This is a genomic window from Verrucomicrobium sp. (assembly GCA_028283855.1).
In the GTDB taxonomy this organism is placed as follows: domain Bacteria; phylum Verrucomicrobiota; class Verrucomicrobiia; order Methylacidiphilales; family GAS474; genus GAS474.
Genome location: JAPWJX010000009.1, coordinates 100923 through 126600, shown reverse-complemented (window position 1 = coordinate 126600; position 25678 = coordinate 100923). Strand labels below are relative to the sequence as shown.

Genomic DNA, 25678 nt, shown 5'->3' with positions numbered 1-25678 from the left:
ATTGAACCCGGCTTGCCTCTCCAGGTCAATTCTGGCACCATGCCAAACCCCGTGAACACGCCCCTGCAAGACGTCAACATCTCCGGAATCGTCCGCCTTCCCTCCCCCCAGGACCTGAAGGCCGCGTTTCCCCTTTCGGAGGCCTCCCTGCGCACCGTCGCGGAGACGCGGGAGACGGTGAAGGCGATCCTCCAGCGGAAGGATCCCCGCTTCCTCGTCGTCGTGGGGCCCTGCTCCATCCACAACGCGGAAGGGGCCCTGGAATACGCCCGCCGCCTGCGCGCCCTGCAAAAGGACGTGGAGAAGGAGTTCTTCCTCCTCATGCGCGTCTATTTCGAGAAGCCCCGCACCACCATCGGCTGGAAGGGCCTCATCAGCGACCCCTTCCTGGACGGCTCCTGCGACATGGAGGCGGGCCTGCGCCTGGCGCGGAAGCTCCTCTCCCAAATTACGGAGATGGGCATGGGCGCGGCCACCGAGTTCCTCGACCCCATCGTCCCCCAATACATCGCCGACCTCGTAAGCTGGGCCGCCATCGGCGCCCGCACCACGGAGTCCCAGACCCACCGGCAGATGGCCAGCGGCCTCTCCATGCCCATCGGCTTCAAGAACGGCACCGACGGCAGCCTCCAGGTGGCCGTCGACGCCATGGACGCCGCCCGCCACTCCCACAATTTCCTGGGCATCGACGCCGAGGGGCGCACCGCCACCGTGCTGACGAAGGGCAACCCCTGGGGTCACATCATCCTGCGCGGCGGCAACAAGCGGACCAATTACGACCCGAAGAGCCTGGCCGAGGCGGCCACCCGCATGCAGGCCGCCGGTCTGCCCGCCACCCTCTTGGTCGATTGCAGCCACGCCAATTCGGAAAAAAAGCCGGAGCGGCAGGAAATCGTCTGGCAGTCGATCCTCGACCAGCGGGCCGACGGCAACGCCGCCCTCCTGGGCGCGATGCTGGAGAGCAACCTGGAAGAAGGCCGCCAGGCCTTCCCCAATCCCGGCGGCGCGATCCGCCCCGGCCAGTCGATCACCGACAGCTGCATCAGCTGGGAGACGACGGAGAAGCTCCTGCGCACCGGCGCGGAGCGCCTGCGGGCGCACCAGGCCGCCATGGCGACGGCTTAAGCCCAGCCGTAGGCGGCCAGCTTAAACGTCTCGCCCGCCAGAAGCATCTCCGTGCTGCCCGCCGGCACGCCGCCCATCCGCTCATAGAACACGCGGGCGGGATTGCGGCGCATCACCCACGCCGCGACGCCCTGAAAGCCCCGCGCGCGGAGCGCCGCCACCGTTTCCCCAAAAAGCGCCCGGCCGACGCCCCGCCCCTGGGCTTCCCGCAAAAGATAGATCGCGTAGAGCTCCGCGCCGTAACCGGCCAGCGGTTCCCGAATGGGGCCGCCCACGGAAAAGCCGAGCAATTTCCCCGCATCCTCCGCGACGAGGCAGTCCAGCGCTGGATTTTTCAGCTGCTCCTCCCAGCCGGGAACGCGGGCGGTTTCGTTCAGGGAATCGAGATAAGCGGCATCGACGATGCCCGCGTAAGTCGTCCGCCAGCTGGCGACGTGAAGCCGCGCGATGGCCGCCGCGTCGGAAACGGCGGCGCGGCGGATCATTCCCGGACCTGTCCGGTCCCCTCGATCACGTATTTGTAGGAGGTCAGCTCTTCCAGCCCCATGGGGCCGCGGGCGTGGATCTTGTCCGTGCTGATGCCGATCTCCGCGCCGAAGCCGAATTGCTCCCCATCCGTGAAGCGGGTGGAGGCGTTCCAATAGACGGTGGCGGAGTCGACCTCCGCCAGGAAACGCCGCGCCGCGGTCTCGTTCCGGGTCACGATGGTGTCGGAATGGTGGGAGCCGTAGCGTTCCACGTGGTCGACCGCCTCCTCGATCCCCCCGACGACGCGGACGGAAAGGATCAGGTCGAGGTATTCGGTCGACCAATCGGCCTCCGTGGCGGGCAAGACCGCCTCCCCGCCGAAGGCGCGGGTCTCCACGTCCCCCCGCACCTCCACGCCCTCCGCCCGCAGCCGAGCGACGATGCGGGGCACGAATTCCGCCGCCGTCTCCCGGTCGACCAGGAGGGTCTCCACGGCGTTGCACACGCCGGGGCGCTGCACCTTGGCGTTGAGGACGATCTTTTCCGCCATGTCCGGGTCAGCCTGGGCATGGACGTAGACGTGGCAGATGCCGTTGTAATGCTTGATGACCGGCATGCGGGCCTGGGCGGCGACCGTTTCGATCAGACCCTGCCCGCCCCGGGGAATGAGGAGGTCGATGGAATCGCTCTGGCGGCAGAGGATGCCGATGGCCTCCCGGTCGGTGGTGGGCAGGATCTGGATGGCCTCCTGGGGCAGCCCGGCGCGGAAGAGCCCGGCCTGGAGGCAGGCGGCCAGGGCACGGTTGGAGTTGAAGGCCTCGCTGCCGCCGCGCAGGACGACGCCGTTGCCCGCCTTCAGGCAAAGCACGGCGGCGTCGATGGTCACGTTGGGCCGGGACTCGTAAATGATGCCGATGACGCCGATGGGGACGCGCAGCTGCCGGATGCGCAGCCCGTCCCGCTGGGTCCATTCCCGCATGACGGCGCCCAGGGGGCTGGAAAGGCCCTTCACCTGGCGCACGCCGGAGATGATCTTGTCCAAAGTCTCCGGCTTGATGGCCAGCCGGTCCAGCATGGCGGCGGAGAGGCCTTTTTTCCTCCCCTCCTCCAGGTCGACCCGGTTGGCGGTGTAAATCTCCTCCCGGCGCGCGTCCAGCTCCGAGGCGATTTCCTCCAGCGCCGCGTCGATCTGCGGCAGGGAGGCGCGGGCCAGCTTCCGCGCGGCGCGGCGCGTGGCCTGGCAGAGGGAGGCGATGGCGGTTTCCAGGCTCATTGGAAAATCAGGGGCCGAAGCGGGTGCCGATGCGCGCCCCGCGGGCGATCTTCAGGAGGACGCCCTCCTCCCGCCCGTGGGCGATGTGCATGGGGATTTCCGCGGCGTTGACCAGGCGGGCCGCCTCCAGCTTCGTGATCATGCCGCCCACGGAGCGCTCGCTGGCGGTCTGCCCGGCCAGGGCGGAGACGCGGGCGTCGATTTTCTTCACGTGGGCGATGGGAGTCCCCTTTCCCTCCGGGTTGCGGGTCAGCCCCGCGACGCTGGAAAGGATGATGAGCCGGTCGGCCCCCATCATGAGGGCGACGTAGGCGGAGAGCTTGTCGTTGTCGCCGAACTTGATTTCCTGGTAGGAAATGACGTCGTTCTCATTGATGACGGGGATGAACCGGCCCAGGCCCAGGATGTGGGAGATGGTCTTCTGCGCGTTGGCGTAGAGGGTGCGGCTGTCCAGGTCGAAGTAGGTCAGGAGGATCTGCGCGACGTGGAGGTCCCGCTTGGCGAAGAACTCCTCGTAGATGTGCATGATCTGCGGCTGGCCGATGGCGGCGCAGGCCTGGAGTTCCTCGATGGCCTTGGGCCGCTTGGAAAGGCCCAAAAGGCCCATGCCCCCGCCGACCGCGCCGGAGGTGACCAGGATGACCTCGATCCGCTTCTTTTTCAGGGCGGCGATCTGGCCCACCAGCTGGTCGATCTGGGGAAGGTCGAGGCGGCCTTCGGGCGTGGTCAGGATGCCGGTGCCCAGCTTGACCACCCAGCGCTGCGTTTTGCTTTTCATCGGGGGAAGTTCATTACATCGGGAAAAGGGACTCCCGCCAAGATTCGATTTGCTGCCCTTCCCGGGCGAACCTATCGTTCCCGGAACAGGCGATGCAAAAACGTTCCCTCTGGTATTCCCTGGGCGCCACGCTGGGCGGCGGAGCGCTCCTTTGGGCCGCCCTCTGCGCCCTCTTTTTCCTCAAGGACTGGAGCTGCGCCCAGGAAACCCCCGCCGCCGCGCAGCCGGAGCTGGCGAAGATCGTCCTCAACGTGGGCAAGGCCCACATCGACGCGGAGGTGGCCCACACCCCCCAGCAGCTGGCCGCCGGCCTCATGTACCGCCCCACCCTTTCCGACAACGCCGGGATGATCTTCGTCCTGGGGAAGCCGAAGCACGCCGTCTTCTGGATGGAGAACACGAGCATCCCTCTTTCCATCGCCTTCCTGGACCGGGGCGGCCGCATCCTGGAGATCTACGACATGCGCCCCTTCGACCGAAAGACGGTGGAAAGCCAGAGCGACCGGGTCGCCTACGCCATCGAGGTGAACCAGGGCTGGTTCCAGCTCAACGGCGTCGTCCCGGGGACCGACGTGAAGCCCGTCGGCGCCTACTTCGGCAAGCCTCCCTTGGCCCTGACCGCCCCATGAAGCTTTTCTCCGACTATCACAGCCACCCCCAGGGGCACCGCATCCAGCCCTACACCCCGGAGCTGCTCCAGCCATGGGTCGATTCCGCCCGGGAGAAAGGCCTGCGGGAAATCGCCTTCACCGACCACGACCGCTACCATGAGGGGATCGACCTCGACGTCCTCGACCTAGTCCGCCAGGCCAATCCGGACGTGGCGCTGCGCGCGGGCATCGAGCTGGACAACGACCCGCAGACCGGCGCCGCCGGGCTGGCCTGGGTGGAAAAGAACTGGGACCGGCTCGACTTCGTCCTCGGCTCCGCCCACTACCTGGCGGGGAAAGACCGCATGCTCGACTCCGCCGACCAGACCCCCCAATTCGCCGAGCGGCCGCTGGAGGAAATCTGCCGGGACTACATCGCCCAGGTGGAAGGAATGATCGCCCGCGGCCATATCGACTGCCTGGCCCACCTGGACCTGGTGAAGATCCACGGCTTCCGCCCGGAAGCGCCGCTCCTGGAGTTCTTTGACCCCCTCCTGCAACGCATCAAAAAGGCCGGCCTGGCCATGGAAGTCAACACCGCCGGCTGGCGCAAGCCGGTCGGGGAACAGTATCCGGAGATTCCCCTCCTGCGCCGCGCCGTGGAACTGGAGATCCCCATCACCCTTTCCTCCGACGCCCATTCCCACGTCCAGCTGGCGGAAGACTACCACCGCCTGCCCGCCGTCCTGGAAGCGGCGGGAGTCAGGGAAATCGCCCTCTACGAAAAACACCGGCGCACGATCGTCCCCCTGGCATGAGCGCGCGCGTCCTCATCGCCGTCGGAGAGGAGAAGACGCGGCAGGCCGTCTCCGCCCTTCTCAAAGCCTTCCCGGCGGAGCTTTCCTGGGCGGATGACGGGGCCGCCTTCTTCACCTACCTCAAGTCCCCGCAGGGGATGGACCTCATCATCTACGACGACGGCTGGCCCGACCTTTCCGTGGAACTGATCGCCCACAGCGCGCGCAAGGCGGCGGAAAAGAGCGACCCCTACCTCCTGGCCCTCGTGGAGGGAGAGAACCCCGTGACTTCCTTTTTGGCCCTCGGCGCGGGAGCGGACATGGTGCTGAAAAAGCCCGTGGAGCCGGTCTCCTTCCTGGCCGCCTGCATGACGGGGCGGCGCCTGGCCCTCCTGGGCCGCCAGGTGAAAGCCATCCAAGCGCAGGCCGCCGCCGCGGCCGAAGCCGCCGGCCAGGAAAAGAAATCCGAAGCCGCGCACCCTCCCGCCAAGCGGGAGGAAATGCCCGCGCCGCGCCCCTTCGTCCTCGCGGAGGACGGGCGGCTTCTCGTCGTAAAGGTGATCGAGGACGCCTTGGAAAAAGCCTTCACCGACCTGGAGGTCGACCGGCACGACCTCCGCAAAGGGGAGCTAAAGGAACTTTTCAAGGGAGACTTCCTCGGCTGGCAAGGCGCGTTCTTTCCGCAGGAGGGGCGCTGGTATGACATCCTCTTCCGCCTCACCCGCCCCGCCGCCGAGCATCTGGCCAAGCTGGTCCTTCCCCATGATCCCCGGGACGACGAGCACCTCATGCGCGGCGTGACCATCCTCCTGGAAGCCGTCGAGGCCGCCTGCCGCGACCGGCTCATGCGCGGCGCGGAAAAATCGACGCCGGTTTTCTCCCCGCCCATCGTGCGCCCGATTTTCGACGTTTCCGAGGCGGGAGATCCCCTTTCCTCCCACATCTTCCGCTTCCCCGGATTCTCCCTGGCCTATGACGTCCACGCCGCGCCCTCCGTCGCCCGCATCCAGCCCTCGGAAAGCGCCCTGCCCGGCGACATCCTGAACGAGAATATCATGGCCGACCCGAAGGACCGCATCCCCGTGGCCAGCCGCGGCATCCTGCTGACGGAAAGCCGCCTGAAAGTCATCCGCCCCCATCTGAAGCCGGAGAGCACCCTCTGGCTCATTCAGCCCTCCCTCTTCGCCCGCCAAATGGGCTCCCGCTTCCTTACTTAATGGCTGCCATCACCCGGGACTTCTTGGCAAAGGTCGGCGGGTGGCCGGTCCTGAACGAAGCATCCTCCCTGCAAAAAGCGGGCCGGGTCGCCGCCGTCTCCCTGGACGGCGCCTTCCTCACCGGCCAGCTGCGGCTGACCACGGGAAACCTGACCGCGCGGCTGAAAATCTCCGACCGCCTCTCCGAGGTGGAGAACCTCTGCTCCTGCCGCCAGGCGCGGGAGCGGGGCACCGTCTGCCCGCACGTCGTCGCCCTGGGGCTGGAATGGATCGAGCGGCAGAACGGCAAGGCCTCGCCTCCCCCCTCCGCCTCCGTTCCTGATCCCATCGCTCCCGCCACCCCCTCCCGCCTCCTCTCCCGCGCGGAGGCTCCCGCCGGGACGCCGGTCCTGCACGCCACCCTGCTGCTGCCCCTCGCCTTTGCGGAAGCGTGGCGCTCCGGAAAAATGCGGGTCATCCTGGAAGCCGCTTCCGTCCCGGGAGAGCCTTCCCTCCCGTGGGAAGCCGCGCTCAAGAAAGCCGGGGCAAAGCCTCACGGCCCCCTCGCCGTCCAGGAAGGGATGCTCGACGCGCTCCGCGTCCTGGAACGGCAGGGCGGCCTCTCCGGCATGGCCATCCTGTCCGCCGCCGCCTTCGACGCCTTTTTCCGCGCGCTGCGCGGCGTCTCCGGCGCATGGCTGGGAAAGAAAACGAACCTGGCCGTCCGCGCCGCCACCCAGCGCCCCTTCATCCAAGTCACCCCCCTGCCCGACGGCCGCTTCCGCGCCGAAGCGCCCCACGCCGAAGCCCCCGGCGAATGGCTCCCCTCTCCCGGCGGGCGCTGGCGCTTTGACAGCTCCTCCCTGGAAGAGCATCCGCCCCTGCCCCCTTCCCTTCAGCGGCTCGGAAACCAGCCCCTCATCCTTTCCCGTGAAGAACTGCCCCACCTCCTCCAGCTTCCCTCCCTGGCGCAGGGACTCGACATCCGCCTGGGCCAGGAAATCGCCTGGGAGGAAGCCGTCCCCACCCTCGCCGCGGAGATCGACGGCGACCTCAAAGGCCTCTCCTGCCGCCTGGAAGCCCGCTACGGCGACCACCGCATCCTCCTGAGCAGCCCCTCCTTTTCCGCCCCCGCCGCCGACGCGCCGGGCCGCTGGCTGCCCGATCCGGCCCGGCCTCTATGCTATCTAGGCCGCTCCCCGGCGGCGGAAAACCGCGCCCGCGCCGCACTGGCGGAGGCCGGCTTCGGCCCAAAGCCGGGCGAACGCCAAATCCTCGGCGGGGAGGAAGCCGTCATCGCCTTCCTGGCCAACCACCTGCCCCGCTGGCAGCGGGAGTGGCAGGTCGAGCTCTCTCCCCGCCTGGCCGCGCTGCTCGGCTCCTGCCGCGTCGTCGAGCCCCGCGTCCACCTCCAATCCGGCGGCGACTGGCTCCAAGTCACGACCGAGTTCCGCAGCCAGGACGGCGCGGTCCAGCTCACCCCCGGCGAAGTCCAGCAGCTCCTGCAAACCGGCCGCACCCACCGCCGCCTCCCCTCCGGCCAGATCGCCCTCCTCCCCTCCGGCGCCATCGAAAACTGGCGGGAGGTACTGGCCGACTGCGACCCCGCCGCCGGACTGGGAGAGGCCAAGATCGCCAAGCGGGACGCCTCCTACCTCGAATCGGCCTTGCGGGACACCGGCCTGCTTCCCGTTTCTTGGAAAGCGCCCAGCCGCCTGGTGGAGGCCGCGCCGCCGCCCTGCCCTCCCCATTTGGAAAAAATCCTGCGCCCCTACCAAAAGGAGGGCGTCACCTGGTTCCACCGGCTGGAGGCCAACGGCCTGGCCGGCATTTTGGCCGACGAAATGGGCCTGGGCAAAACCGTCCAGGTCCTCGCCTACCTGGCCTCCCGCAAACGGGGGCGGCCCTCCCTGGTCATCGCGCCGACCAGCCTCCTGGTCAACTGGCAGCGGGAGGCGGAGCGCTTCGCCCCGGAGCTGAAGACCCTGGTCCTCCACGGCGCCGACCGGCACGAGGCCTGGGCCCGCGCCGCCCAGTGCGACCTCCTCATCACCTCCTACGCCCTCCTGCGGCGGGACGTGGAAAAGCACCAGGCGCTCGACTTCGACGCCGTCATCCTGGACGAGGCGCAGGCCATCAAGAACCGCTTCAGCCAAAACGCCCAGGCCGTGAAGGCCGTCGGCGCGCGGGCCGCCCAGCGGCTCATCCTCACCGGCACGCCGTTGGAAAACAGCCTCCTGGACCTTTGGTCGATGTTCGACTTCCTCATGCCCGGCTACCTGGGCGCCGCGCCGCTCTTCCGGGAAAGGTATGAGGTGCCGATCGTGAAGCACCAGGACGCCCCCGCCCTCAAGCGCCTGCGCCAGCGCATCCACCCCTTCCTCCTCCGCCGCACGAAGGCCGACGTGGCCCAGGAAATCCCGCCGAAGCTGGAAAGCGTCACCTACTGCGACCTAAGCGCCGAGCAGCGCCAGGTCTACCAATCGGTCCTGGAAGCCGGGCGGAAGGAAGTCTTCGAGCAATCGGGCAAGCAAGGCAGCCCCGGAAAGCGGACCATGGCCATGCTCACCGCCCTTACCCGCCTGCGGCAGGCCTGCTGCCACCTCCAGCTCCTGCCGCTGGAACCCGACGCGCCGTGGAAGGAGCCCTCCGCGAAGGTCGACGCCCTTTTCGAGATTCTGGAAGAAGCCCGCGCGGGCGGCCACCGGCTCCTCGTCTTCAGCCAATTCGTGAAGCTGCTGAAACTGATCGGCGCGCGGCTGGAAAAGGAGGAGATCCCCTACGCCTACCTCGACGGCGCGACGGAAAACCGCCAGGCGGTGATCGACCGCTTCCAGAGCGGAAGCGAGCCGCTCTTCCTCATCAGCCTGAAGGCGGGCGGCGCGGGCCTGAACCTGACCGCCGCCGACACCGTGGTCCACTGCGATCCGTGGTGGAATCCCGCCGTGGAGGAGCAGGCCACCGCCCGCGCCCACCGCATGGGACAGACGCGCGTCGTCACCTCCTACAAGCTCATCGCCCGCGGCACGGTGGAGGAAAAGATCCTCCAGCTCCAGGAGCGGAAGAAGGAACTCGTCGCCCAGACCCTCCTGGGCGAGGAAGCCTTCCTGGCCAACCTGACCCAGACGGAGTGGGAAGAACTCCTTAGCTAGGGCCGGGGAACAAAAACGACCGCCATCCCCGCCGCCTTTCCGGCGGCGATGCCCGGAGGCGCGTCCTCAAAGACGACCGTCTTCTTCGGATCGAGGCCCAGCCGCTGCGCGGCCAAAAGGAACATGTCCGGCTGCGGCTTGCCCCGGCCGGCGGGGACGTCCTCCGGCGTGACGACGACGGGGAAAAACCCGCCGCCCAGGCCGATAGCGTCCACGATGTGATCGACTACGGAGCGCATGCCGCCGGAGACGACGCCGACGGGCTTGCCCGCCTTCTTATATTCCTGCGCCACGGCGACGACTTCTCCGATGGGCGGAATGGAGGTCGCCTCGTTCACCAGCTTGAGGAAGATTTCCTCCTTGGCGTGGGCGATTTCCAGCGCGTCGAAATTCGTGCCGTATTTCTGGTTGAAGATCTCCGGCACGTGCACGGTGGAGGTGCCGCCCAGGCTATAGAAGTAGTCCTCGTCGAACTCGAAGGGAGTCTGGAACTGCTTGAAGGCGTGGAGCCACGCCTGGTAGTGGAAGGGCATCGTGTCGGCCAGGGTGCCGTCACAGTCGAAAAGGGCGCCGTCAAAGGGCCCGGAGGGGATGTCTAGCTTCATGGGAAATTTTTCTATTATTCGTCGTCGGTGTCGGCGTCGGTCCGTTTCTTGCCGCGCAGGAAGGCCTCGACGAAGGCTTCCAGCTTGCCGTCCAGGACGCCCTGGACGTCGCCGGTCTGCTCGCCGGTGCGGAGGTCCTTCACCATCTGGTAGGGCTGCAGGACGTAGGAGCGGATCTGGCGGCCCCAGCCGATCTCCCCCTTCTCCCCGTAGTATTTCTCCATCTCGGCGCGCTTCTTGTCCTTCTCCAGCTCGTAGAGGCGGGACTTGAGCACGCTCATGGCGGAGGCGCGGTTCTTGATCTGGGAGCGCTCGTTCTGGCAGGTGACGACCAGGCCGCTGGGCAGGTGGGTGATGCGGACGGCGGAGTCGGTCGTGTTCACGCCCTGGCCGCCGTGGCCGCCCGCGCGGAAGACGTCGACGCGGATCTCCGTCTCCGGGATGTCGATCTTCACCTCGTCGTCGACCTCGCCGATGACGTCCAGGGAGGCGAAGGAGGTCTGCCGCTTCCCCTGGGAATTGAAGGGGGAGATGCGGACCAGCCGGTGGACGCCGCGCTCCGCCTTAAGGTAGCCGTAGGCGTATTCCCCCTTGATGAGGAGGGTGACGGCCTTCACCCCGGCCTCTTCGCCGGGGAGGATGTCGAGCATCTCGACCTTGAAGCCCTCCCGCTCCGCGTAGCGCTGGTACATGCGCAGCATCATGTTCGCCCAGTCGCACGCCTCCGTGCCGCCCGCGCCCGCGTGGAGGCTGATGATCGCGTTCTTCGCATCCATCGGGTCGGAGAGGAGGATCTTGATCTCGAAGTTGCCCAGGGCCGTCTCCGTGGCGGCGTATTCGGCGGCCAGCTCCTTCTCGTCGCTATCGGAGGGGGCCTCGGCGATCAGCTCGGCCAGGGCGTTCAGGTCGGCCAGGCGGGTTTCCAGCTCCTTCAAGGGATTGAGCCGGGCCTTGATCTGGTTGCCTTCCGCGATCACGGCCTGGGCTTTCTGGGAGTTGTCCCAGAACCCGGCCTCCGCCATCTGCGCCTCGATCTCGCCCAGGCGGGCCTGGAGGGAGGCAGGGTCAAAGAAACCTGCGCAACTGCGCGAGGCGGTTGTGCAGGGCCGGAAGGTCGATATTGGTGTCGAGGGCCATGGGAAAGGGAAAGTATAAGGCTATTTGCCCGCCGTTTCCTTAAAAATCGGAATGAGGGAGGCGGCCAGGAGCAGCGCCATGGTGACGTTGAACCCCCGCGCCGCGCGGGGATGGCGCAGAAAATCGCGCAGACTGCGGCCGAAGGCGGTCCAAACCAGCACGCACGGCAGGCAGAGAAGCACCTGGAGCGCGCAGAGCAGGGCGACGTTCCGCGCGAAGTGCTCGTGCGGCGTGTAGAGGGAGACGATGCTCAGGGCCATGACCCATCCCTTCGGATTGATCCACTGGAAGGCCGCCGCCTGGCCGAAGGTCATCGGCTTGCCGGAGGAGACGCCGCCGTGGATCGTCCCCGCCCGGGCGATCTTCCAGGCCAGGTAGAGGAGGTAAGCCGCGCTGGCGTAGCGGAGGATCACGTAGAGGTTCGGATGCGCCTCGAAGAGAGTCACCAGCCCCAGGCCGATGACCAGGATCATGGCGGGAAAGCCGAAGACGATCCCCAGCATGTGGGGCAGGGTGCGGCGGATGCCGTAGTGGACGCCGGAGGAAAGGAGCATCGCGTTGTTCGGCCCCGGGGTGATCCCGGCGACGAGGGAGAACGCGGCGTAGCCCAGCAGCTGCTCGGCGCTCACCGCGCCAGCCGCCCCTTGAACTGGCGGCGGCCCAGCCAGACCATGCCCAGCATGTCGACGGTGGCGCGCCAGGCGCGCTTGCCCTGCAGGACCTTGCTCTGCCCGGCGTGGCGGGGGCGGTGGTTCACCGGCATCTCCCCGGTGGCAAAGCCCATGGAGAGGATGAGGGCGGGGATGAAACGGTGCATCCCGTTCCAGGGGGGCAGGCGCTTGGCCGCCTCCGCGCGGACGATCTTGAGGGAGCAGCCGGTGTCGGTGGTGTGGTCGCCCAGCACGCGGGAGCGGACCGCGTTGGCGATGCGGGAGGTGGTACGGCGCATCCAGGTGTCGTGGCGGCGGCGGCGGATGCCGGTCACCAGGTCCAGCTTCTCCGCGCGGGCCTTTTCCAGGAGCTTCGGCAGGTCGGCGGGATCGTTCTGGAGGTCGGCGTCCAGGAGGCCGACGTATTCCCCCTGCGCGGCCTGCATGCCGTAATACATCGCCGCGCTCTGGCCGGAGCGCTCCGTCAGGTCCAGCCAGCGGATAGGCAGCCGGGGGCTGGTGGCGGGCCGGGAAAAGGAATCGGTGCTGCCGTCGTTGGCCAGGATCAGCTCCGCGTCGAGGTCGCCGACCGCCGCGTCAATCTCGCGAATCAGGGCGGGCAGGTTCTCGGCCTCGTTGTAAAAGGGGACGACGACGGAAAGGAGCGGCATGGGACCGTACCGTTTAGCAGCCTAGGCCGACAGCTGCAAGACGACGCGTTCCAGGACCTGCCGCTTGTCCGCCGCGCCGGTGACGATCTGCTTGTTGGCCTGGTGGAGGGTTTCCACCGCGCCGATCCAGAAGGCGGGCGGCCGGGCGCGGGTCTTTTGGCAAACCTGGCCTAGCTGCCAGGTGCTCGTCGCCTCGCCCGACTTTTTCCGGGGCAGGCAGGGCTCCGCCTGCGGGGAAACCTCCGCGTTGGTAAAGGCCCCCTTCGGCACCAGGCGCATCAATTTATATTCCAGCAGGACGCCGCCCAGCGCGGCCAGGCGCACCTGTTGGGAAAGGAGGATGAGAATGCCGATCTCCGATTCCCCCTGCTTCAGGAGGAGTTCCAGCTCGGCCAGGGCGGCCTTCGGCTTGCCCGCCAGAACAGCGTCGCAAAAGTCCCAGATGGCGGCCTCCCGGTTCCCGCCGACAAGGGCCCGCGCCTCCTGCGCGGTGACCTTCCCCCCCTCCCCGGCGTAGAGGGAGAGCTTCTCCACCGCCTGGGCCAGGGCGCGGGGATCGGCCCCGCAGGCGGCGAAGAGCCGCTCCGCCACGGCAGGCTCCGCCACGACCTTCGCCTGGGAGAGCTGGGACTCGATCTGGTCGATAATCTCCCCGGCGTCCATCTTGCGGACGTCGGGCAGGTCGAAGGCCTTCACCTCGGCGATCTTCCCCAGGGCCTTGTAAAAGGCCCGGCGCTTGTCGACGCCGATGGCGCTGACGAGCAGGCTCACGGAGGTCCCATCGACCTGCTGCAGGACGGGCAGGAGCCCCTCCAGCGCCTCCAGGACAGAGGAATTCCGCCCCAGCGGCGAATCGGCCAGGAAGGTGACGTTCTTCCACCAGACCAGCTTGCTCCCGCCCAGGAAGGGCAGGGTCAGGATCGCCTCCTTCAGCGCGGCAATCTGAGCCAGGGCGGCGTCCACGCCGTCGACCTGCGCGTTGACCACCTCGTAATTGAGGGGGTCCTCCGGCATGTGCTTTTGCGTGAAGGCGGTGGCCGCCTGCTGCACGGCAAAGTCGTCGGAACCGGCGTAGAGCGTGACGGGCTTCATGAGGCGTGTTAAGAAAGCAGACGATGGAACATCTTTGGGCTCCCTGGCGCAAGGCCTATGTGGAAGATCCCGGCGTCCGCCAGGGCGGCGTCTTCGCCTCCCTCGCCCAGGCCCCAGCCACGGATGACGCGGCCAACTTCATCCTCTGGCGCGGAAAGGCCTCCTTCGCCGTCCTTAACCGCTATCCCTACAACACCGGCCACGCCCTTATCATCCCCTACCGGGAAGTGGCGGAGCTGGAACAGCTCTCCGACGACGAGCTGGCCGAAAGCCTCTCCGCGCTCAAGAAGGTGAAGGCCGCCCTGGCCGCCGCCTTCGCCCCGCACGGCTTCAACATCGGCCTGAACCTGGGGAGCGCCGCCGGGGCGGGCATCGAGCAGCACCTGCACTGGCACCTGGTTCCCCGCTGGCGGGCCGACGCCAATTTCATGACCACCACCGGGGACGTCCGTATCCACCCCGCCGACCTCCCCTCCGTCTACGCGGCGCTCAAGGCTCATCTCTAGCCTTTACAAAGCTGGCCGAGGCAAGCACGCTCGCCCTCCGCTTTTTTTGAAAAGATGAGCACGAAAAAGACCGCCTCCGCGCCCCTGCGCCTGGGCCTCCCGAAAGGGAGCCTGGAACAGAGCACGTTCAACCTCTTCGCGAAGGCCGGCTACCCCGTCGTCAGTTCCGCCCGGGGCTACCGCCCGTACGTGGAAGGGGGGCATTTCGAAGTCCGCCTCATCCGCCCGCAGGAACTGAGCCGCTACGTCGACCAGGGCTTCCTGGACGCCGGCATCACGGGCAAAGACTGGATCGCCGAGAACAAGAGCGACGTCCACGTCCTCTGCGACCTCCAATACAACAAGGCCACCAGCCTCCCCGCCCGCTGGGTCCTGGCCGTGCCGGAGAATTCCCCCTTCAAGTCGGTCAAGGACCTCCAGGGCAAACGGATCGCCACCGAGCCGGTCAACCTGGTGAAGTCCTACCTGAAACGCCACGGCGTGAAGGCCGAGGTCGAGTTCTCCTGGGGCGCCACCGAAGTGAAGGTCCCGGAGCTGGTCGACGCCATCGTCGACATCACCGAAACGGGCTCCTCCCTCCGGGCCAACAAGCTCCGCATCCTCGACACGGTGATGGAGAGCTATCCCCAGTTCATCTGCAGCAAGGCCGCCTGGAACAACCCCGCCAAGCGGAAAAAACTCCAGTCGATCGCCCTCCTCCTTTCCGCCGCCCTCCTGGCCCGGGACAAGGTAGGCCTGAAGATGAACGTGCCGCGCCGGAAGCTCGACTTCATCCTGAAGAAGCTCCCCGCCCTGCGCCGCCCGACGATTTCCCCCCTCTCCGACCAGGAGTGGGTGGCCGTGGAAACCATCCTGGACGAACGAGTCGTCCGGGACCTCATTCCGCCCCTGAAGGAAATGGGGGCGGAAGGGATCATCGAATATCCCTTGAGCAAAGTGGTCTATTGACCATTGACCGAAAGACCGGGATCGGTATGATGCCGCCTCCCAATTAGAAAACAGACAAAGATATTATGGGTTCGTTAAAGAAGCGCCGCAAAAGCAAGATCAACAACCACAAGCGTCGCAAGCGCCGGCGGGAGAACCGCCACAAGAAGCGCCTGCGTTACAAGGCCTAACCGGGCCCCCGCTCCGGCGCCTTCTTCCTGGGGCTTCCGTCCTTTCCCGGCGGAAGCTCTCCGCGCGGAGCCGGCCCGCCCGGCCCGCGAAGGCCTCCTTCGCCCGCGAAATGCCGCGTCTGATCGCCGTCCTCGCCCTGCTATTGATTTGCCCCTTGGGCCGATCATGGGCCGCGGACGCCGCCGCTCTCGCCTACCTGGCTTCCACCGCCGAGGAGGTGAACAACCGCCTGCTGGCCAAGTCCGCCCTCCTCTACGACGCGACGACCGGCCAGGTTCTCTACGCGCGCAACATCGACAAACCGCTCCTGCCCGCCAGCACCACCAAGCTGCTGACGGCCCTCCTCCTCTACGAGCACAACCTGGGCTTGCGCGGCGCCGTCACCGTCGTGCCCGGGGACACCTGGGTGGAGCCCAGCCACGTTCCCCTCATCCCGGGGGAGACCGTCTCCATCAACGTCCTTGCCCACTCCCTCCTCATCGCCTCCGATAACGATTCGGCCATGGCGCTGGCCCGCTACGTCTCCGGATCGGTCCCCGCCTTCGTCTCCCTCATGAACAAGCGGGCGGCCGATCTAGGCTGCACCCGCACCCACTTCGTCAATCCCAACGGCCTGCCCGCCCGCGGGGAATACACCACCGCGCGGGACCTCCTGCGCATCTTCCAGCGCACCCTGGCCATTCCGGAACTGCGGGAAATCATGCAGACAAAAACCTACTGGATGGTCACCGCCCACGGCGGCCAGCTCCTGAAGAACCACAACAAGCTCCTGGGGAAATACCCCGGCATGGGCCCGGCCAAGACCGGCTGGACGGAGCGCTCCCGCCACACCTACGCCGCCAGCGCCACCCGGGACGGACACGAGCTGCAGCTCATCATCTTGAACAGCCCGGACAAGTGGAAAGACGCCTCCCTCCTCTTCAACTACGGCTTCGCCAACCTGCCTCCCCTGCCCGCGCCGCCCGTCCTGGAATCGGCCTCCGCGGCCCCTTCGGCGCCCGCGCGCTGAATTCCTTTGTCATGCCGGGGGTTTCCGTCTAAAAGAAACCCCTTCAATTTATGGAAAAGATTCGCAACATCGCCATCATCGCCCACGTCGACCACGGCAAAACCACCATGGTCGACCAGCTCCTCCGCCAGTCGGGCACCTTCCGCTCCAACCAGCAGGTTGCCGAGCGCGTCATGGACTCCATGGACCTGGAACGGGAAAAGGGCATCACCATCCGGGCCAAGAACGCCGCCTTCCAGTACAAAGACTACCACGTCAACATCGTCGACACCCCGGGCCACGCCGACTTCGGCGGCGAAGTGGAGCGCAGCCTGAAGATGGTCGACGGCGTGCTCCTCGTCGTCGACTCCCTCGACGGCCCGCAGGCCCAGACCAAATTCGTGCTCAAGAAAGCCCTGGCCGTCGGCGCCAAGCCCATCGTCGTCCTCAACAAGGTCGACCGCGAGAACGCCCGCCCCAACATCGTCCTCGACATGGTCTTCGAGCTCTTCCTGGAACTCAACGCCACCGACGAGCAGCTCGACTTCCCCATCGTCTACGCCTCCGGAAAAGTCGGCTTCGCCAGCAAGACCTGGGACGGCCAGCTCACCGACGAGATCCGCAACGCGGGCATGACCGCCCTCTACGACACCATCATCGAAAAGATCCCGCCCCCGCAGGCCGACTCCAGCAAGCACTTCGAGCTGCTCGTCGCCAACCTGGACTACAGCGAATACGTCGGCCGCATCGCCCTGGGCAAAATCTACGGCGGCAGCGTCAAAGTGGGCGACCCCATCGTCTGCCTCCACAAGGACGGCCGCAAGAGCAAGGGCAAGGTCACCCAGATCATGTCCCACGCCGGCCTGCAAAAGATCGAAATCCCCGAAGCCCACGCCGGCAACATCGTCGGCATCGCCGGCATCGAAGAGGTCTACATCGGCGAGACCCTGACCGACAAGGAGGAGCGCGAGCCCCTGCCCTTCGTCGACATCGACCCGCCCACCATCAAGATGCAGCTGCTGGTCAACGACTCCCCCCTGGCCGGCCGCGAGGGCAAGTTCCTCACCGCCCGCCACATCCGCGACCGCCTCGTCAAGGAGACCCGGACCAACGTCAGCCTCATCGTGAAGGACACGGACAGCGCCGCCGCCTTCGAGGTGAGCGCCCGCGGCGAAATGCAGATCGCCGTCCTCGTCGAGCAGATGCGCCGCGAAGGCTTCGAGCTCATGGTCTCCCGCCCGGAAGTCATCTTTGAGAAGGACGCGCAGGGCAACGTCCTGGAGCCGATCGAGAACATCTACGTCGACATCCCCCAGGAAAACCTGGGCGACATCCTCCAGGCCCTCTCCGCCCGCAAGGCGGAAATCACCGACATGAAGCACGCCACGAAGACCGTCCTCATCGAGGGCGTCATCCCCACGCGCGGCCTCATCGGCTTCGAGACCGACCTGGTGAACCTCACCCGCGGCACCGGCATCATGAGCCACATCTTCAAGGAATACGGCCCGAAGCGCGGCGAAATCAGCACCCGCCAGAACGGCGTCCTCGTTTCCATGGAAGGCGGCGAGTCGACCGCGTTCGCCCTGAACAACATCCAGGAGCGCGGCACCCTCTTCGTCGGCCCCGGCGAGGATATCTACGAAGGCATGATCGTGGGCGAGAACGCCCGCCCGGACGACATGAGCGTCAACCCCTGCAAAGCCAAGGCGCTGACCAACATGCGCTCCCAGGGCGACGGCAAGGGCATCCAGCTCGCCAGCCCCCGCATCCTGACCCTGGAACGGTCCCTCGAGTACATCGCCAACGACGAATACGTCGAAGCGACCCCGACCAAGCTCCGCATGCGCAAGAAGATCCTGGACCCCAACCAGCGCCGCCGCGCCGAGCAGAAAGCCGCCGTCTAAGGCTAAGATCTACAAGAGAGGGGCCGGCTGGCATGGCCGCTGCTTAACACCTTGTTAACGCAGCAGTTATGGCAGATCCGGCCCCTTCTCTTTCCTCCGCCGACCTCCAACAGGGCTTCCTGAAGGAGACGCAATCCCTTGCTGCCCAAGGACTCCCATATACCTGGGGCAACTGGGACTGCTCCGGCACCACCCGCCGCCTCTATGAGCGCGTGGCCGGGATCAACATCGGCCAGACCGCCTCGGACCAATTCGTAAACCTCTACCGGCAGGGAAAAGTCGCCGGTCCGCCCCGGGACGGCTCCGGCCAAGTCAATTCCCAGGCACTGGCCCGGGAGATGAAACCGGGCGACCTCATCTTCTTCTCCAACACCTACCGCCCGGACCCCTCCCGCGGATCGGACGTCACCCACGTCATGATCTACCTGGGCCAGAACGAAAAAGGCCAGATGCTCATGTCGGGCTCCCAGCAGTCCCACGGCGCCTGCAATCCGGCGGGCAGCGGCCCGGACATCTACGTCTTCGACCCCAACCAGACCAAGGGCGGCTACCAGAACGGCCTGGGCCGCGTGAAAGGGCAATTCTGCGGCTTCGGCCGCCCCATGGGCAGCCTCCAGGACCACGCGGAGCCGACGGCCCGCCTGAACGTCGCCATGCCGGAACAAAACCGCGTGGCCTCCGCCGCCAGCCGCGCCGGAGAATGGCTCGGCGGAAAGCCCGGCCAAGCCCTCTCCGGCCTCTCCCAATTCTTCAACTCCGACACCCAGCAGGAATTGAAAATGATCCTGGGATTCGTCCTCAGCCTCGTCGAAGGCTTCCTGGGCAAACAGGAAAAGGCCGCCGCCGCGCCGCAGCAACAACCGCCGCAGCAGGCCCCCGCCGCCGCACGCGCGGAAAGCCGCCAGCAGCAGGCGCCCGCGCAGGAAACCGCTCCCGCCCCGGCCCAAACCGTCGCCCAGGAACGCCAGGCCGCGCCGCAGCAGAACGCCAGCCCCTGGCAGAACGCGCAGCGGTCCTGGAACATCGCCCCCCCCGGCGCGGGCGGCCAGCAGATCACCGTCGCGGGCTGATCGGCTAAACGAAAAGACCCGCCACCCCGTCCGCCACCAGGCGCCCGCGCGGCGTCAGCTTCAGGCGCTCCTCCTCCCAAACCGCCAGGCCTTCCTCCACCGCCTCCTGCGCGGGTTTCTCAAACCCCTGAAGAAGCGCCGCCGGGACCCCTTCCCGCATGCGGAGGCCAAAGAGGATCTTCTCCCGCAAATGAATCTCCGGGGAGAATTCCTCCCGCTCCGCCAACTCCACCGGCAGCCGCCCGGCCTCCACCTGCGCCACGTAGCGCGCCGTGTCCCGGACATTCTGCCAGCGCGCGCCGCCCACCGTCGCGTAGGCGCTGGGACCCAGCCCCAGATACCCCGCTCCCAGCCAGTAGGCCCGGTTATGCCGGGACTCCCGCCCCGGCCGGGCAAAGTTGGAAACCTCGTAAAACGGCAGCCCCGCCCCGGCCAGCCTGGCAAAGGCCTCCTCGAACATCGCGATCTCCCGCGGCTCGTCCTGCTTCCACTCCCCGCTCTTCAGCCGGGAGAGGAAAGGCGTGTCCTCCTCATAGGTCAGGGCATAGGAGCTGATGTGCTCCGGCTGGAGCGCGATGGCCTGCTCCAGCGTCTCCCGCCAGACGCGCTCCGGCTGGCCCGGCAGGGCGAACATGAGGTCGATGCCGATGTTGTCGAACCCCTGCGCGCGCAAGAGCGCCACCGTCTCCGCGATGTCCTGCGGGCGGTGGTCGCGTCCCAGAAGCTTCAGGTAATCGGCGTCGAACGACTGCGCCCCCAGGCTGATCCGGTTGATCCCCGCCGCCTTCCAGGCGCGGGCCTTCGCCTCCGTCACCGTGGCGGGGTTCACCTCCATCGTCACCTCCCCGTCCATCGCCGGAAGCGCGGCGAAAAGCTCCTCCACCGACTCCGGCGGGAGAAGGGAGGGCGTCCCGCCGCCCAGATAAAGCGTTTCCGGCCGCAGGTCGAAAGCCTGCCGCGCCCACCCGATCTCCCGGGCCAGCGCGGAGGCAAAGGCCCGCTGCGCCTGCCCGCCCCCTTGATGCACATAAAAGGCGCAGTAGGGACAGACCCGCGCGCAAAAAGGGACGTGGAGATAGAGATGCCGCACCGTCCCGGCCTGGGCGGCGATTGGCCCTATCCAAGCGGGCGTGGCTGACGTAGCATCCGGCATGATTCAGGAACGGGTGGCCCCCGCGAACGTCGCCCTCATCGGCGAGGAACTGGCGATCGCCTGGAGCGACGGGAAGGAAAGCTACCTCAAGCTGGACGCCCTGCGCAAACATTGCCCCTGCGCCCGCTGCGGCGGCGAGCCCGACCTCCTCTCCCCCTCCCCCCGCCGCGCCCCCGCGCCGGAGAATCCCGCCGCCTACCGCCTCCGCTCCTGGCGCGTCGTCGGCGGCTACGCCTTCCAACCCACCTGGGAAGACGGCCACGACACCGGCCTCTTCACCTACCGCTTCCTGCGGGAGCTTTCCCATGCCTGAATTCCCCCCCGTCAAACGCCGGGAAATCGCCGCCTGGTGCGCCTACGATTTCGCCAACGCCTCCTTCACCGTGGTCATCGTCACGGTCGTCTTCAGCGTCTACTTCACAAAGATCATCTGCGGGGGGCGGGCCGACGCGGACTGGTATTGGAGCCTGGCCGGGTTCTTTTCCCAAATGGCCGTCGTCCTCCTCTCCCCTTTCCTGGGCGTCCTGGCCGACCTGCGCGCGTGCAAGAAGCGGGCCCTCCTGGCCTGCTACCTTCTCTGCGTCGCCTTCACCCTCTGCCTCTCCCGCTTCGGCCCGGGAGACATCGCGGCGGCCATGATCTGCTTCATCTTCGCCAACGTCGCCTTCTCCCTGGGGGAAAACTTCAACTCCAGCTTCCTGCCGGAACTGGCCAAGCCGCATGAGATCGGCCGCATCTCCGGCTACGGCTGGGGCATGGGCTACGTCGGCGGCCTGGCCAACCTGGGCCTCTGCTTCCCCCTGCTCCAGGGCGGCTTCACCCTGGCCAACCAGGCCAACCTCCAGCACACCAGCGTCCTGACCGCGCTCTTCTTCCTCTTCACCGGCTGGCCCGTCTTCCTCATCCTGCGGGAGCGCGCCGTGCCGAAGCCCGTGGCCCCCGGCGAGCTGTGGCGCGCGGGCGCCGGGCGGATCGCCCAGACCGTCCGCCTCCTGGGCAGCGACCGGCGGCTGCGCACCTTCTTCAGCGCCTTCTTCCTCTACAGCTGCGGCGTGGCCACCATCATCGCCTTCGCCGCCATCTACGCGGAAAAGGAAATCGGCTTCGGCGGCCAGCAGCTGATCCTCTTCTTCCTCCTGCTCCAGATCAGCGCCTCCGCGGGGGCCTTCCTCTTCGGCATCCTTCAGGACCGCTGGGGCTCCATTCCCACGCTGCGCCTGACCCTCGTCATTTGGATCGTCGTCGTCGCCGGGGCGGCGCTGACCCACACCGTGACGATGTTCTACGTCGTCGGGAACCTGGCCGGGCTGGCCATCGGCTCCGTCCAGTCGGCCAGCCGCGCCGTCGTCGCCCTGCTGGCGCCGGAAGACCGCCACGCCGAATACTTCGGCTTCTGGGGCCTCTTCGGCAAGCTGGCGGCGGGCTTCGGCCCCCTCGTCTACGGCCTCATCTCCTACCTGACCCACAGCTCCCGGCTGGCGCTCATGGGCCCCCTCGCCTTCTTCCTCTTGGGCGGCTGGCTCGTCGGGAAAGTGAAGCTCGACCCGCGCCAAGCCCCATGACCGGCCCCCTGGACGCGCTGCCGAAAAAGCTCCTGCTCGGCTTCTCCGGCGGGCTCGATTCCTGCGCGCTCCTAGACGCCCTCCTGGAAAGCGGCCGCCGCCCCGTCCTCCTCCACTTCGACCACGGCTGGCGGCCGGAAAGCCGGGAAGACGCCCGCTGGGCCGCCGCCCTGGCCAAGCGGCACAAACTCACCTTCCACACCGCCCGCGCCGCCGCCGGCAAAAAAAGCGAGGCGGAGGCCCGCCGCGCCCGCTGGGCCTTCTTCCTCCGCGCGGCAAAGAAAACCGGCCTTCACGACCTGGCCCTCGCCCACCACGCCGACGACCAGGTGGAGACTTTTCTCCTCCAACTCCTGCGCGGCACCGGCTCCTCCTGGTCCGGCATGGCCCCTCTAAGCGTCCGGGACGGACTCACCATCCACCGCCCCTGGCTCGGCGTATGGCGGGCGGAAATCGCCTCCTACGCGGCTGAACGAGAAATCCCCCACCGCAACGATTCCAGTAATCACGATTCAAAATTCCTGCGCAACCGGATCCGCCTGGAACTCCTGCCCCTGCTGGAAAAGCAATACGCGCCCGGCCTGCGCCGCCTCCTCCACCGCACGGCGGAAATCCAACGGGCGGAACAAGATTGGCTGGAAGAACAAGTGGCCGCCCAGGCCGCTTCCCAGCGGCTTCCCCTCTCCTCCTTGGTGGGAGAGCCCGTGGCCTGGCAGCGGCGGCTGCTCCGCCGGTGGCTGGAAAACCGGGGCGTCACCGGCCTTTCCTTTGAAAAAATCGAGGAGGCCCGCTCCCTTTTGGAAAAAAAAGGCCCCGCCAAGCTGAACCTCAAAGGCGGCCGCCACCTGCGCCGCCGAGCCGGGCTTCTATTTTTGGAATAACGCGCTAAGGTAAGGAAGTATGGCTCCTGCGGACGCCCCCCACATCCTCATCGCGGAGGATCACCGGGTGACCCGCCAGCTGCTGGCCCGCATGCTGGACAACCTGGGCCAGACCTACGACATGGTGGACGACGGCCTCCACGCCCTCGACGCCCTGCGGAACAAGAATTACCAGCTCCTCTTCATCGACCTTTCCATGCCCGGCCTCGACGGCCTGGAAACCACCCGCCGCATCCGCTCCACGCCGGGGCGGGAAGCCGCGCCGCGGATCGTCGCCGTCACCGCCGCCCGCCAGGACCGCATGCGGATCACCTGCCTGGCCAACGGCATGGACGACTTCCTGAGCAAGCCGATCCTGATCGCCGACATCCAGCGCGTCCTCCAAGGCCGCCCCTCCATCCACGCGGACGAGGCCCGGCTGAACCTGCGCCGCCGCTTGGCCGAATTGCGGGAGATGGGCGGCCCCGTCTTCGTCACGGAGCTGGCCACCCTCTTCTTCCAGGAAGCGGAGATGCGCATGGAAGAAGTCGCCGTAGCGGAAAAGGCGCAGGACTTCCCCACGTTAAGCCGCCTGTTCCACCAGCTCCAAGGCGGGGCGGTGAACCTGGGCGCCTCTGAGCTGCACCAAATCTGCGTCGTGGCGGAAGAAGCCGCCGAGCGGGCCGACGGCGCCCTGGTCCACGGCTGCCACCGCCTGGCCGCCCAGGAACTCAAAACCCTCTCCGAACTGGTCCACACCCACATCAAAGAATGAAAGTCCTAGTCGTCGACGATGACATGATCTGTCAGCGCGTCCTGCAGCTGAGCCTGGAAAGCCTGGGCCACCAGGTGGTGATGGCCAAAAACGGCCGCGAAGCCCTGGGCATCTTCCAGGACACCGACATCCAGATGGTCATCAGCGATTGGCGGATGCCGGAGATGGACGGCATGGAACTTTCCCAGGCCGTCCGCAGCATCCGCAAGGCGGGCTACGTCTATTTCATCCTGGTCAGCTCCACCCGGCCGAAGGCGGACCGCTACGCGGAAGCCGTCTCCATGGGCATCGACGACTTCCTCATGAAGCCCTTCGACCATGACGAAATCTCCAACCGGCTGCGCGTGGCGGAGCGGATCATGCAGTTCACCACGGAGATCCGGCAGTTAAAGTCCCTCCTCCCCATCTGCATGTATTGCCGGAAGATCCGCGACGACGGGAACTACTGGCAGCAGATCGAGAGCTACATCCGGGAAGCCACCGGCTCCAACTTCTCCCACGGCATCTGCCCGGACTGCTATGAGAAGGTGGTCAAGCCGGAGCTGGCCCAGCTGGCCGCCGAGCCGCCGCAGGATTAATCCCAGTCGCTGTGCCGGGGGCGGTGCAGGTAGCGGACGCGGACCGTGGCGCGCGTGGCGGAGGCGTCGATCGCCTGGGAGGCGTAGGGCATCGTCTCGTTGGCCGTCAGCTGCACGTTGGTCCATGCCGTCTGGTTTCCCGGCTCGTTGTTCAGCACCCGTCCAAAAGAGTTGTAGAAAAGGGTCTGCACCTGGATTTCCAGGTCGCTATCGGTCCGGTTCCGCAGGTTGGCCTGCACGGTCAGGTAATTGTTCGCATTCGGCCCGATGCGGACCACGTCGACGGCCAGGTCATCCTTCAAATCGCCGTCAAAGAGGACGATGGGCGCTCCCGCCGTTTCCGGGCTCTTGGGATTGGAGACGGGCACGCTGGGCCCTTCGGCGCAGCCGGCGAGGAGGAGGGCGAGGCAGAGGGAGGCAATCTTCTTCATGGGAATTTAAGCCAGATGTAGGTTTTGTTGCTGCCGGAGACGGTGATGTCCTTCGTGACGGTGGAGACGACGCTCTCGTTCCCCTCCCGCGCCTCGATCCGGATCTTCGCCGCGCCGGGCGGGCAGCGGAGGCCGGTCAGGAAAAGGGAGTGGGGCAGGTTGTCCCACGCGCGGATGTCGGCCTGGGGCTCGGCCGCGCCGGAAATCGCCTTGCTGATGACGCCGCCGACGATCAGGCCCAGGCCCACCAGGCTCTGCGTCTGGTTGTCGCTGGTCAGCGCGGTGCCCGCTCCGGCGACGATGGCCGCGTCGCCCGCCATGTTCGTGGCGTCCTTAAAGACGGCCTTGCCGTGGAGAATGTGGTCCACTTTCCGGTCGCCGCGCGTGGAGGCCTGGTAGTAGAGGTTTTCCGCCGCGGCGGTCACCACCGGCTTGGCGTCCCCCGCGCCGACGGTCAGGCGCAGCGTCCTGCAGCTCCCCTCCTCGATGAAGAGCTGCTCTCCGTAACGGCCCCGGCGGACCTTGATCGGTCCCCGCCCCGCCTCGCCGATGATGATGACGTTCCAATCCGCGTCGGGCTTCGGCACCAGGCCCTGCTTGCTGGGGAAATTGGCCGCGCGGGCCAGGGCGTCGCGTGCGGTGCCGGGATCGCCCTGCAGGAGGGAGGCCATGGCCAGGAGCCACTCGGCGCTATACCAATCGCCCTGGGTCTGCTCGTTGTTCGTGACGTCTTCCAGCTCGCACCGCTTCGCGCAGGCGGCGGCGTTGCCGTAGTCGCCCGCTTCCAAATAAAGAAGGCCGCGGTAGAGGTAGAGGGAGGACCGCTCGTAATTCTCCCCCTTGAACCATTTCTCCTGCTCCGCCACGAACTTGCTCTTGGCGCGGTCCGCCTGGGTGGAGCCTTCCTGGAGGGCGGCCACCCGGCGGATGGCCTGGTCGAAGACCTTGGCGGCGAAGGCGTGGTCGCCGGAATGGATGGCGTCCAGCCCCAGGCGCATGGCGCGCAGGACATAGTCCTGCTCCCCGCCGGTGAGCAGCTCCGCGTAGCGGCTGCGGTATTCGGCCGGGGCCTCCCGGGCCGCCTGCGCGTTGGCGGCGGCGGCCTGTTCCGCCGTCACCTTCGGCGTGCCGGAACCGGAGCAGGCGGCCAGGCAGATAAGGGCGGCCAGACAGGCGAGCCGCGCAAGGGCGTTCATCC

27 protein-coding genes are annotated in these 25678 nt (G+C 67.0%); 16 read left to right on the top strand and 11 right to left on the bottom strand.

The annotated features are described in order from the left end of the window. Positions 1–51 precede the first annotated feature (51 nt). The gene (locus tag PW734_11950; GenBank protein ID MDE1171898.1) at positions 52–1125 is read left to right on the top strand and encodes a 3-deoxy-7-phosphoheptulonate synthase; all 1074 of its coding nucleotides are present in this window, start codon (positions 52–54) and stop codon (positions 1123–1125) included. Here the strand turns inward: PW734_11950 and PW734_11945 are convergent. The 3 genes from PW734_11945 to proB are packed head-to-tail and all read right to left on the bottom strand — an operon-like array spanning position 1122 to position 3644. Beyond that, entirely contained in the window at positions 1122–1610 is a 489-nt protein-coding gene (locus PW734_11945) for a GNAT family N-acetyltransferase (GenBank protein MDE1171897.1), read from the bottom strand. The genes PW734_11950 and PW734_11945 overlap by 4 nt on opposite strands. Continuing rightward, positions 1607–2866, bottom strand: a complete 1260-nt coding sequence (locus tag PW734_11940) for a glutamate-5-semialdehyde dehydrogenase (GenBank protein MDE1171896.1) — start codon at positions 2864–2866, stop codon at positions 1607–1609. The genes PW734_11945 and PW734_11940 overlap by 4 nt, the downstream gene beginning before the upstream one ends. Positions 2867–2873: 7 nt before the next feature. Beyond that, positions 2874–3644 carry a glutamate 5-kinase gene (proB, locus tag PW734_11935; GenBank protein ID MDE1171895.1) on the bottom strand — a complete coding sequence of 257 codons (771 nt, stop codon included), beginning with the start codon at positions 3642–3644 and terminating at the stop codon, positions 2874–2876. Between the two features lie 92 nt (positions 3645–3736). On the opposite strand from proB, the gene PW734_11930 reads away from it, so the two are divergent. The 4 genes from PW734_11930 to PW734_11915 are packed head-to-tail and all read left to right on the top strand — an operon-like array spanning position 3737 to position 9379. Beyond that, positions 3737–4273: a DUF192 domain-containing protein gene (locus PW734_11930; protein MDE1171894.1), complete on the top strand. Its 537-nt coding sequence runs from the start codon at positions 3737–3739 to the stop codon at positions 4271–4273. Next, positions 4270–5052, top strand: coding sequence for a PHP domain-containing protein (locus tag PW734_11925; protein ID MDE1171893.1), 783 nt, complete (start codon positions 4270–4272; stop codon positions 5050–5052). The genes PW734_11930 and PW734_11925 overlap by 4 nt, the downstream gene beginning before the upstream one ends. After that, on the top strand, positions 5049–6248 hold the full coding sequence (locus tag PW734_11920; protein MDE1171892.1) for a hypothetical protein: 1200 nt from the start codon (positions 5049–5051) through the stop codon (positions 6246–6248). Before PW734_11925 ends, PW734_11920 begins: the two co-directional genes overlap by 4 nt. Next, on the top strand, positions 6248–9379 hold the full coding sequence (locus PW734_11915; GenBank protein MDE1171891.1) for a DEAD/DEAH box helicase: 3132 nt from the start codon (positions 6248–6250) through the stop codon (positions 9377–9379). The genes PW734_11920 and PW734_11915 overlap by 1 nt, the downstream gene beginning before the upstream one ends. On the opposite strand, the gene PW734_11910 is transcribed toward PW734_11915, so the two are convergent. From PW734_11910 to holA, 5 genes are all read right to left on the bottom strand, one after another. Further along, positions 9376–9984 carry an HAD family phosphatase gene (locus PW734_11910; GenBank protein MDE1171890.1) on the bottom strand — a complete coding sequence of 203 codons (609 nt, stop codon included), beginning with the start codon at positions 9982–9984 and terminating at the stop codon, positions 9376–9378. The genes PW734_11915 and PW734_11910 overlap by 4 nt on opposite strands. Positions 9985–9998: 14 nt before the next feature. Continuing rightward, a protein-coding gene (prfB, locus tag PW734_11905; protein ID MDE1171889.1) for a peptide chain release factor 2 occupies positions 9999–11121 on the bottom strand; the annotation gives its coding sequence in 2 pieces (ribosomal slippage) (positions 9999–11051 and positions 11053–11121; 1122 coding nt in all). A 20-nt stretch (positions 11122–11141) separates the two neighbouring features. Beyond that, positions 11142–11750 (bottom strand): LysE family translocator, encoded by a 609-nt coding sequence (locus PW734_11900; GenBank protein ID MDE1171888.1) that lies wholly within the window; start codon positions 11748–11750, stop codon positions 11142–11144. Next, positions 11747–12442, bottom strand: a complete 696-nt coding sequence (locus PW734_11895) for a glycosyltransferase family 2 protein (protein MDE1171887.1) — start codon at positions 12440–12442, stop codon at positions 11747–11749. Before PW734_11895 ends, PW734_11900 begins: the two co-directional genes overlap by 4 nt. 21 nt (positions 12443–12463) lie before the next feature. Next, positions 12464–13534: a DNA polymerase III subunit delta gene (holA, locus tag PW734_11890; GenBank protein ID MDE1171886.1), complete on the bottom strand. Its 1071-nt coding sequence runs from the start codon at positions 13532–13534 to the stop codon at positions 12464–12466. 23 nt (positions 13535–13557) lie between these two features. On the opposite strand from holA, the gene PW734_11885 reads away from it, so the two are divergent. The 6 genes from PW734_11885 (at position 13558) to PW734_11860 (ending at position 19121) form a co-directional block, all read left to right on the top strand. Continuing rightward, entirely contained in the window at positions 13558–14040 is a 483-nt protein-coding gene (locus tag PW734_11885) for an HIT domain-containing protein (GenBank protein ID MDE1171885.1), read from the top strand. A gap of 54 nt (positions 14041–14094) precedes the next feature. Continuing rightward, a complete protein-coding gene (gene hisG / locus PW734_11880) occupies positions 14095–14988 on the top strand; it encodes an ATP phosphoribosyltransferase (protein MDE1171884.1) in 894 nt (297 codons plus the stop codon). Positions 14989–15053: 65 nt separating this feature from the next. Beyond that, positions 15054–15158, top strand: a complete 105-nt coding sequence (locus tag PW734_11875; protein ID MDE1171883.1) for an AURKAIP1/COX24 domain-containing protein — start codon at positions 15054–15056, stop codon at positions 15156–15158. Between the two features lie 110 nt (positions 15159–15268). After that, a complete protein-coding gene (locus PW734_11870) occupies positions 15269–16168 on the top strand; it encodes a serine hydrolase (GenBank protein ID MDE1171882.1) in 900 nt (299 codons plus the stop codon). A gap of 50 nt (positions 16169–16218) precedes the next feature. Continuing rightward, the gene (gene typA / locus PW734_11865; protein ID MDE1171881.1) at positions 16219–18051 is read left to right on the top strand and encodes a translational GTPase TypA; all 1833 of its coding nucleotides are present in this window, start codon (positions 16219–16221) and stop codon (positions 18049–18051) included. Between the two features lie 68 nt (positions 18052–18119). Then, entirely contained in the window at positions 18120–19121 is a 1002-nt protein-coding gene (locus PW734_11860; protein ID MDE1171880.1) for an NlpC/P60 family protein, read from the top strand. Between the two features lie 4 nt (positions 19122–19125). Here the strand turns inward: PW734_11860 and hemW are convergent, their stop codons facing one another. Continuing rightward, positions 19126–20274 (bottom strand): radical SAM family heme chaperone HemW, encoded by a 1149-nt coding sequence (hemW, locus tag PW734_11855; protein ID MDE1171879.1) that lies wholly within the window; start codon positions 20272–20274, stop codon positions 19126–19128. Between hemW and PW734_11850 the strand changes: the two genes are divergently transcribed. The 5 genes from PW734_11850 to PW734_11830 are packed head-to-tail and all read left to right on the top strand — an operon-like array spanning position 20273 to position 24049. After that, positions 20273–20587, top strand: coding sequence for a DUF971 domain-containing protein (locus PW734_11850; GenBank protein MDE1171878.1), 315 nt, complete (start codon positions 20273–20275; stop codon positions 20585–20587). The genes hemW and PW734_11850 overlap by 2 nt on opposite strands. Then, positions 20580–21836, top strand: coding sequence for an MFS transporter (locus tag PW734_11845; GenBank protein MDE1171877.1), 1257 nt, complete (start codon positions 20580–20582; stop codon positions 21834–21836). Before PW734_11850 ends, PW734_11845 begins: the two co-directional genes overlap by 8 nt. Then, positions 21833–22717: a tRNA lysidine(34) synthetase TilS gene (gene tilS / locus PW734_11840; GenBank protein MDE1171876.1), complete on the top strand. Its 885-nt coding sequence runs from the start codon at positions 21833–21835 to the stop codon at positions 22715–22717. The genes PW734_11845 and tilS overlap by 4 nt, the downstream gene beginning before the upstream one ends. Positions 22718–22736: 19 nt before the next feature. After that, positions 22737–23471 carry a response regulator gene (locus PW734_11835; GenBank protein MDE1171875.1) on the top strand — a complete coding sequence of 245 codons (735 nt, stop codon included), beginning with the start codon at positions 22737–22739 and terminating at the stop codon, positions 23469–23471. Beyond that, positions 23468–24049: a response regulator gene (locus tag PW734_11830; GenBank protein ID MDE1171874.1), complete on the top strand. Its 582-nt coding sequence runs from the start codon at positions 23468–23470 to the stop codon at positions 24047–24049. Before PW734_11835 ends, PW734_11830 begins: the two co-directional genes overlap by 4 nt. Here the strand turns inward: PW734_11830 and PW734_11825 are convergent. Both PW734_11825 and PW734_11820 read right to left on the bottom strand, forming a co-directional pair. Next, a complete protein-coding gene (locus PW734_11825; GenBank protein MDE1171873.1) occupies positions 24046–24480 on the bottom strand; it encodes a hypothetical protein in 435 nt (144 codons plus the stop codon). The genes PW734_11830 and PW734_11825 overlap by 4 nt on opposite strands. Beyond that, on the bottom strand, positions 24477–25676 hold the full coding sequence (locus PW734_11820) for a hypothetical protein (GenBank protein ID MDE1171872.1): 1200 nt from the start codon (positions 25674–25676) through the stop codon (positions 24477–24479). The genes PW734_11825 and PW734_11820 overlap by 4 nt, the downstream gene beginning before the upstream one ends. Positions 25677–25678: the final 2 nt, after the last annotated feature.

Coding starts and splice junctions, on each gene's coding strand:
- PW734_11820 (MDE1171872.1), bottom strand. CDS start 25,676: ATGAACGCCCTTGCGCGGCTCGCCTGTCTGGCCGCCCTTATCTGCCTG.
- PW734_11875 (MDE1171883.1), top strand. CDS start 15,054: ATGGGTTCGTTAAAGAAGCGCCGCAAAAGCAAGATCAACAACCACAAG.
- proB (MDE1171895.1), bottom strand. CDS start 3,644: ATGAAAAGCAAAACGCAGCGCTGGGTGGTCAAGCTGGGCACCGGCATC.
- PW734_11940 (MDE1171896.1), bottom strand. CDS start 2,866: ATGAGCCTGGAAACCGCCATCGCCTCCCTCTGCCAGGCCACGCGCCGC.
- PW734_11915 (MDE1171891.1), top strand. CDS start 6,248: ATGGCTGCCATCACCCGGGACTTCTTGGCAAAGGTCGGCGGGTGGCCG.
- PW734_11885 (MDE1171885.1), top strand. CDS start 13,558: ATGGAACATCTTTGGGCTCCCTGGCGCAAGGCCTATGTGGAAGATCCC.
- PW734_11850 (MDE1171878.1), top strand. CDS start 20,273: ATGATTCAGGAACGGGTGGCCCCCGCGAACGTCGCCCTCATCGGCGAG.
- typA (MDE1171881.1), top strand. CDS start 16,219: ATGGAAAAGATTCGCAACATCGCCATCATCGCCCACGTCGACCACGGC.
- PW734_11895 (MDE1171887.1), bottom strand. CDS start 12,442: ATGCCGCTCCTTTCCGTCGTCGTCCCCTTTTACAACGAGGCCGAGAAC.
- PW734_11930 (MDE1171894.1), top strand. CDS start 3,737: ATGCAAAAACGTTCCCTCTGGTATTCCCTGGGCGCCACGCTGGGCGGC.
- PW734_11920 (MDE1171892.1), top strand. CDS start 5,049: ATGAGCGCGCGCGTCCTCATCGCCGTCGGAGAGGAGAAGACGCGGCAG.
- PW734_11860 (MDE1171880.1), top strand. CDS start 18,120: ATGGCAGATCCGGCCCCTTCTCTTTCCTCCGCCGACCTCCAACAGGGC.
- PW734_11830 (MDE1171874.1), top strand. CDS start 23,468: ATGAAAGTCCTAGTCGTCGACGATGACATGATCTGTCAGCGCGTCCTG.
- PW734_11835 (MDE1171875.1), top strand. CDS start 22,737: ATGGCTCCTGCGGACGCCCCCCACATCCTCATCGCGGAGGATCACCGG.
- PW734_11910 (MDE1171890.1), bottom strand. CDS start 9,984: ATGAAGCTAGACATCCCCTCCGGGCCCTTTGACGGCGCCCTTTTCGAC.
- PW734_11845 (MDE1171877.1), top strand. CDS start 20,580: ATGCCTGAATTCCCCCCCGTCAAACGCCGGGAAATCGCCGCCTGGTGC.
- PW734_11825 (MDE1171873.1), bottom strand. CDS start 24,480: ATGAAGAAGATTGCCTCCCTCTGCCTCGCCCTCCTCCTCGCCGGCTGC.
- holA (MDE1171886.1), bottom strand. CDS start 13,534: ATGAAGCCCGTCACGCTCTACGCCGGTTCCGACGACTTTGCCGTGCAG.
- PW734_11945 (MDE1171897.1), bottom strand. CDS start 1,610: ATGATCCGCCGCGCCGCCGTTTCCGACGCGGCGGCCATCGCGCGGCTT.
- hemW (MDE1171879.1), bottom strand. CDS start 20,274: ATGCCGGATGCTACGTCAGCCACGCCCGCTTGGATAGGGCCAATCGCC.
- tilS (MDE1171876.1), top strand. CDS start 21,833: ATGACCGGCCCCCTGGACGCGCTGCCGAAAAAGCTCCTGCTCGGCTTC.
- hisG (MDE1171884.1), top strand. CDS start 14,095: ATGAGCACGAAAAAGACCGCCTCCGCGCCCCTGCGCCTGGGCCTCCCG.
- PW734_11870 (MDE1171882.1), top strand. CDS start 15,269: ATGCCGCGTCTGATCGCCGTCCTCGCCCTGCTATTGATTTGCCCCTTG.
- PW734_11925 (MDE1171893.1), top strand. CDS start 4,270: ATGAAGCTTTTCTCCGACTATCACAGCCACCCCCAGGGGCACCGCATC.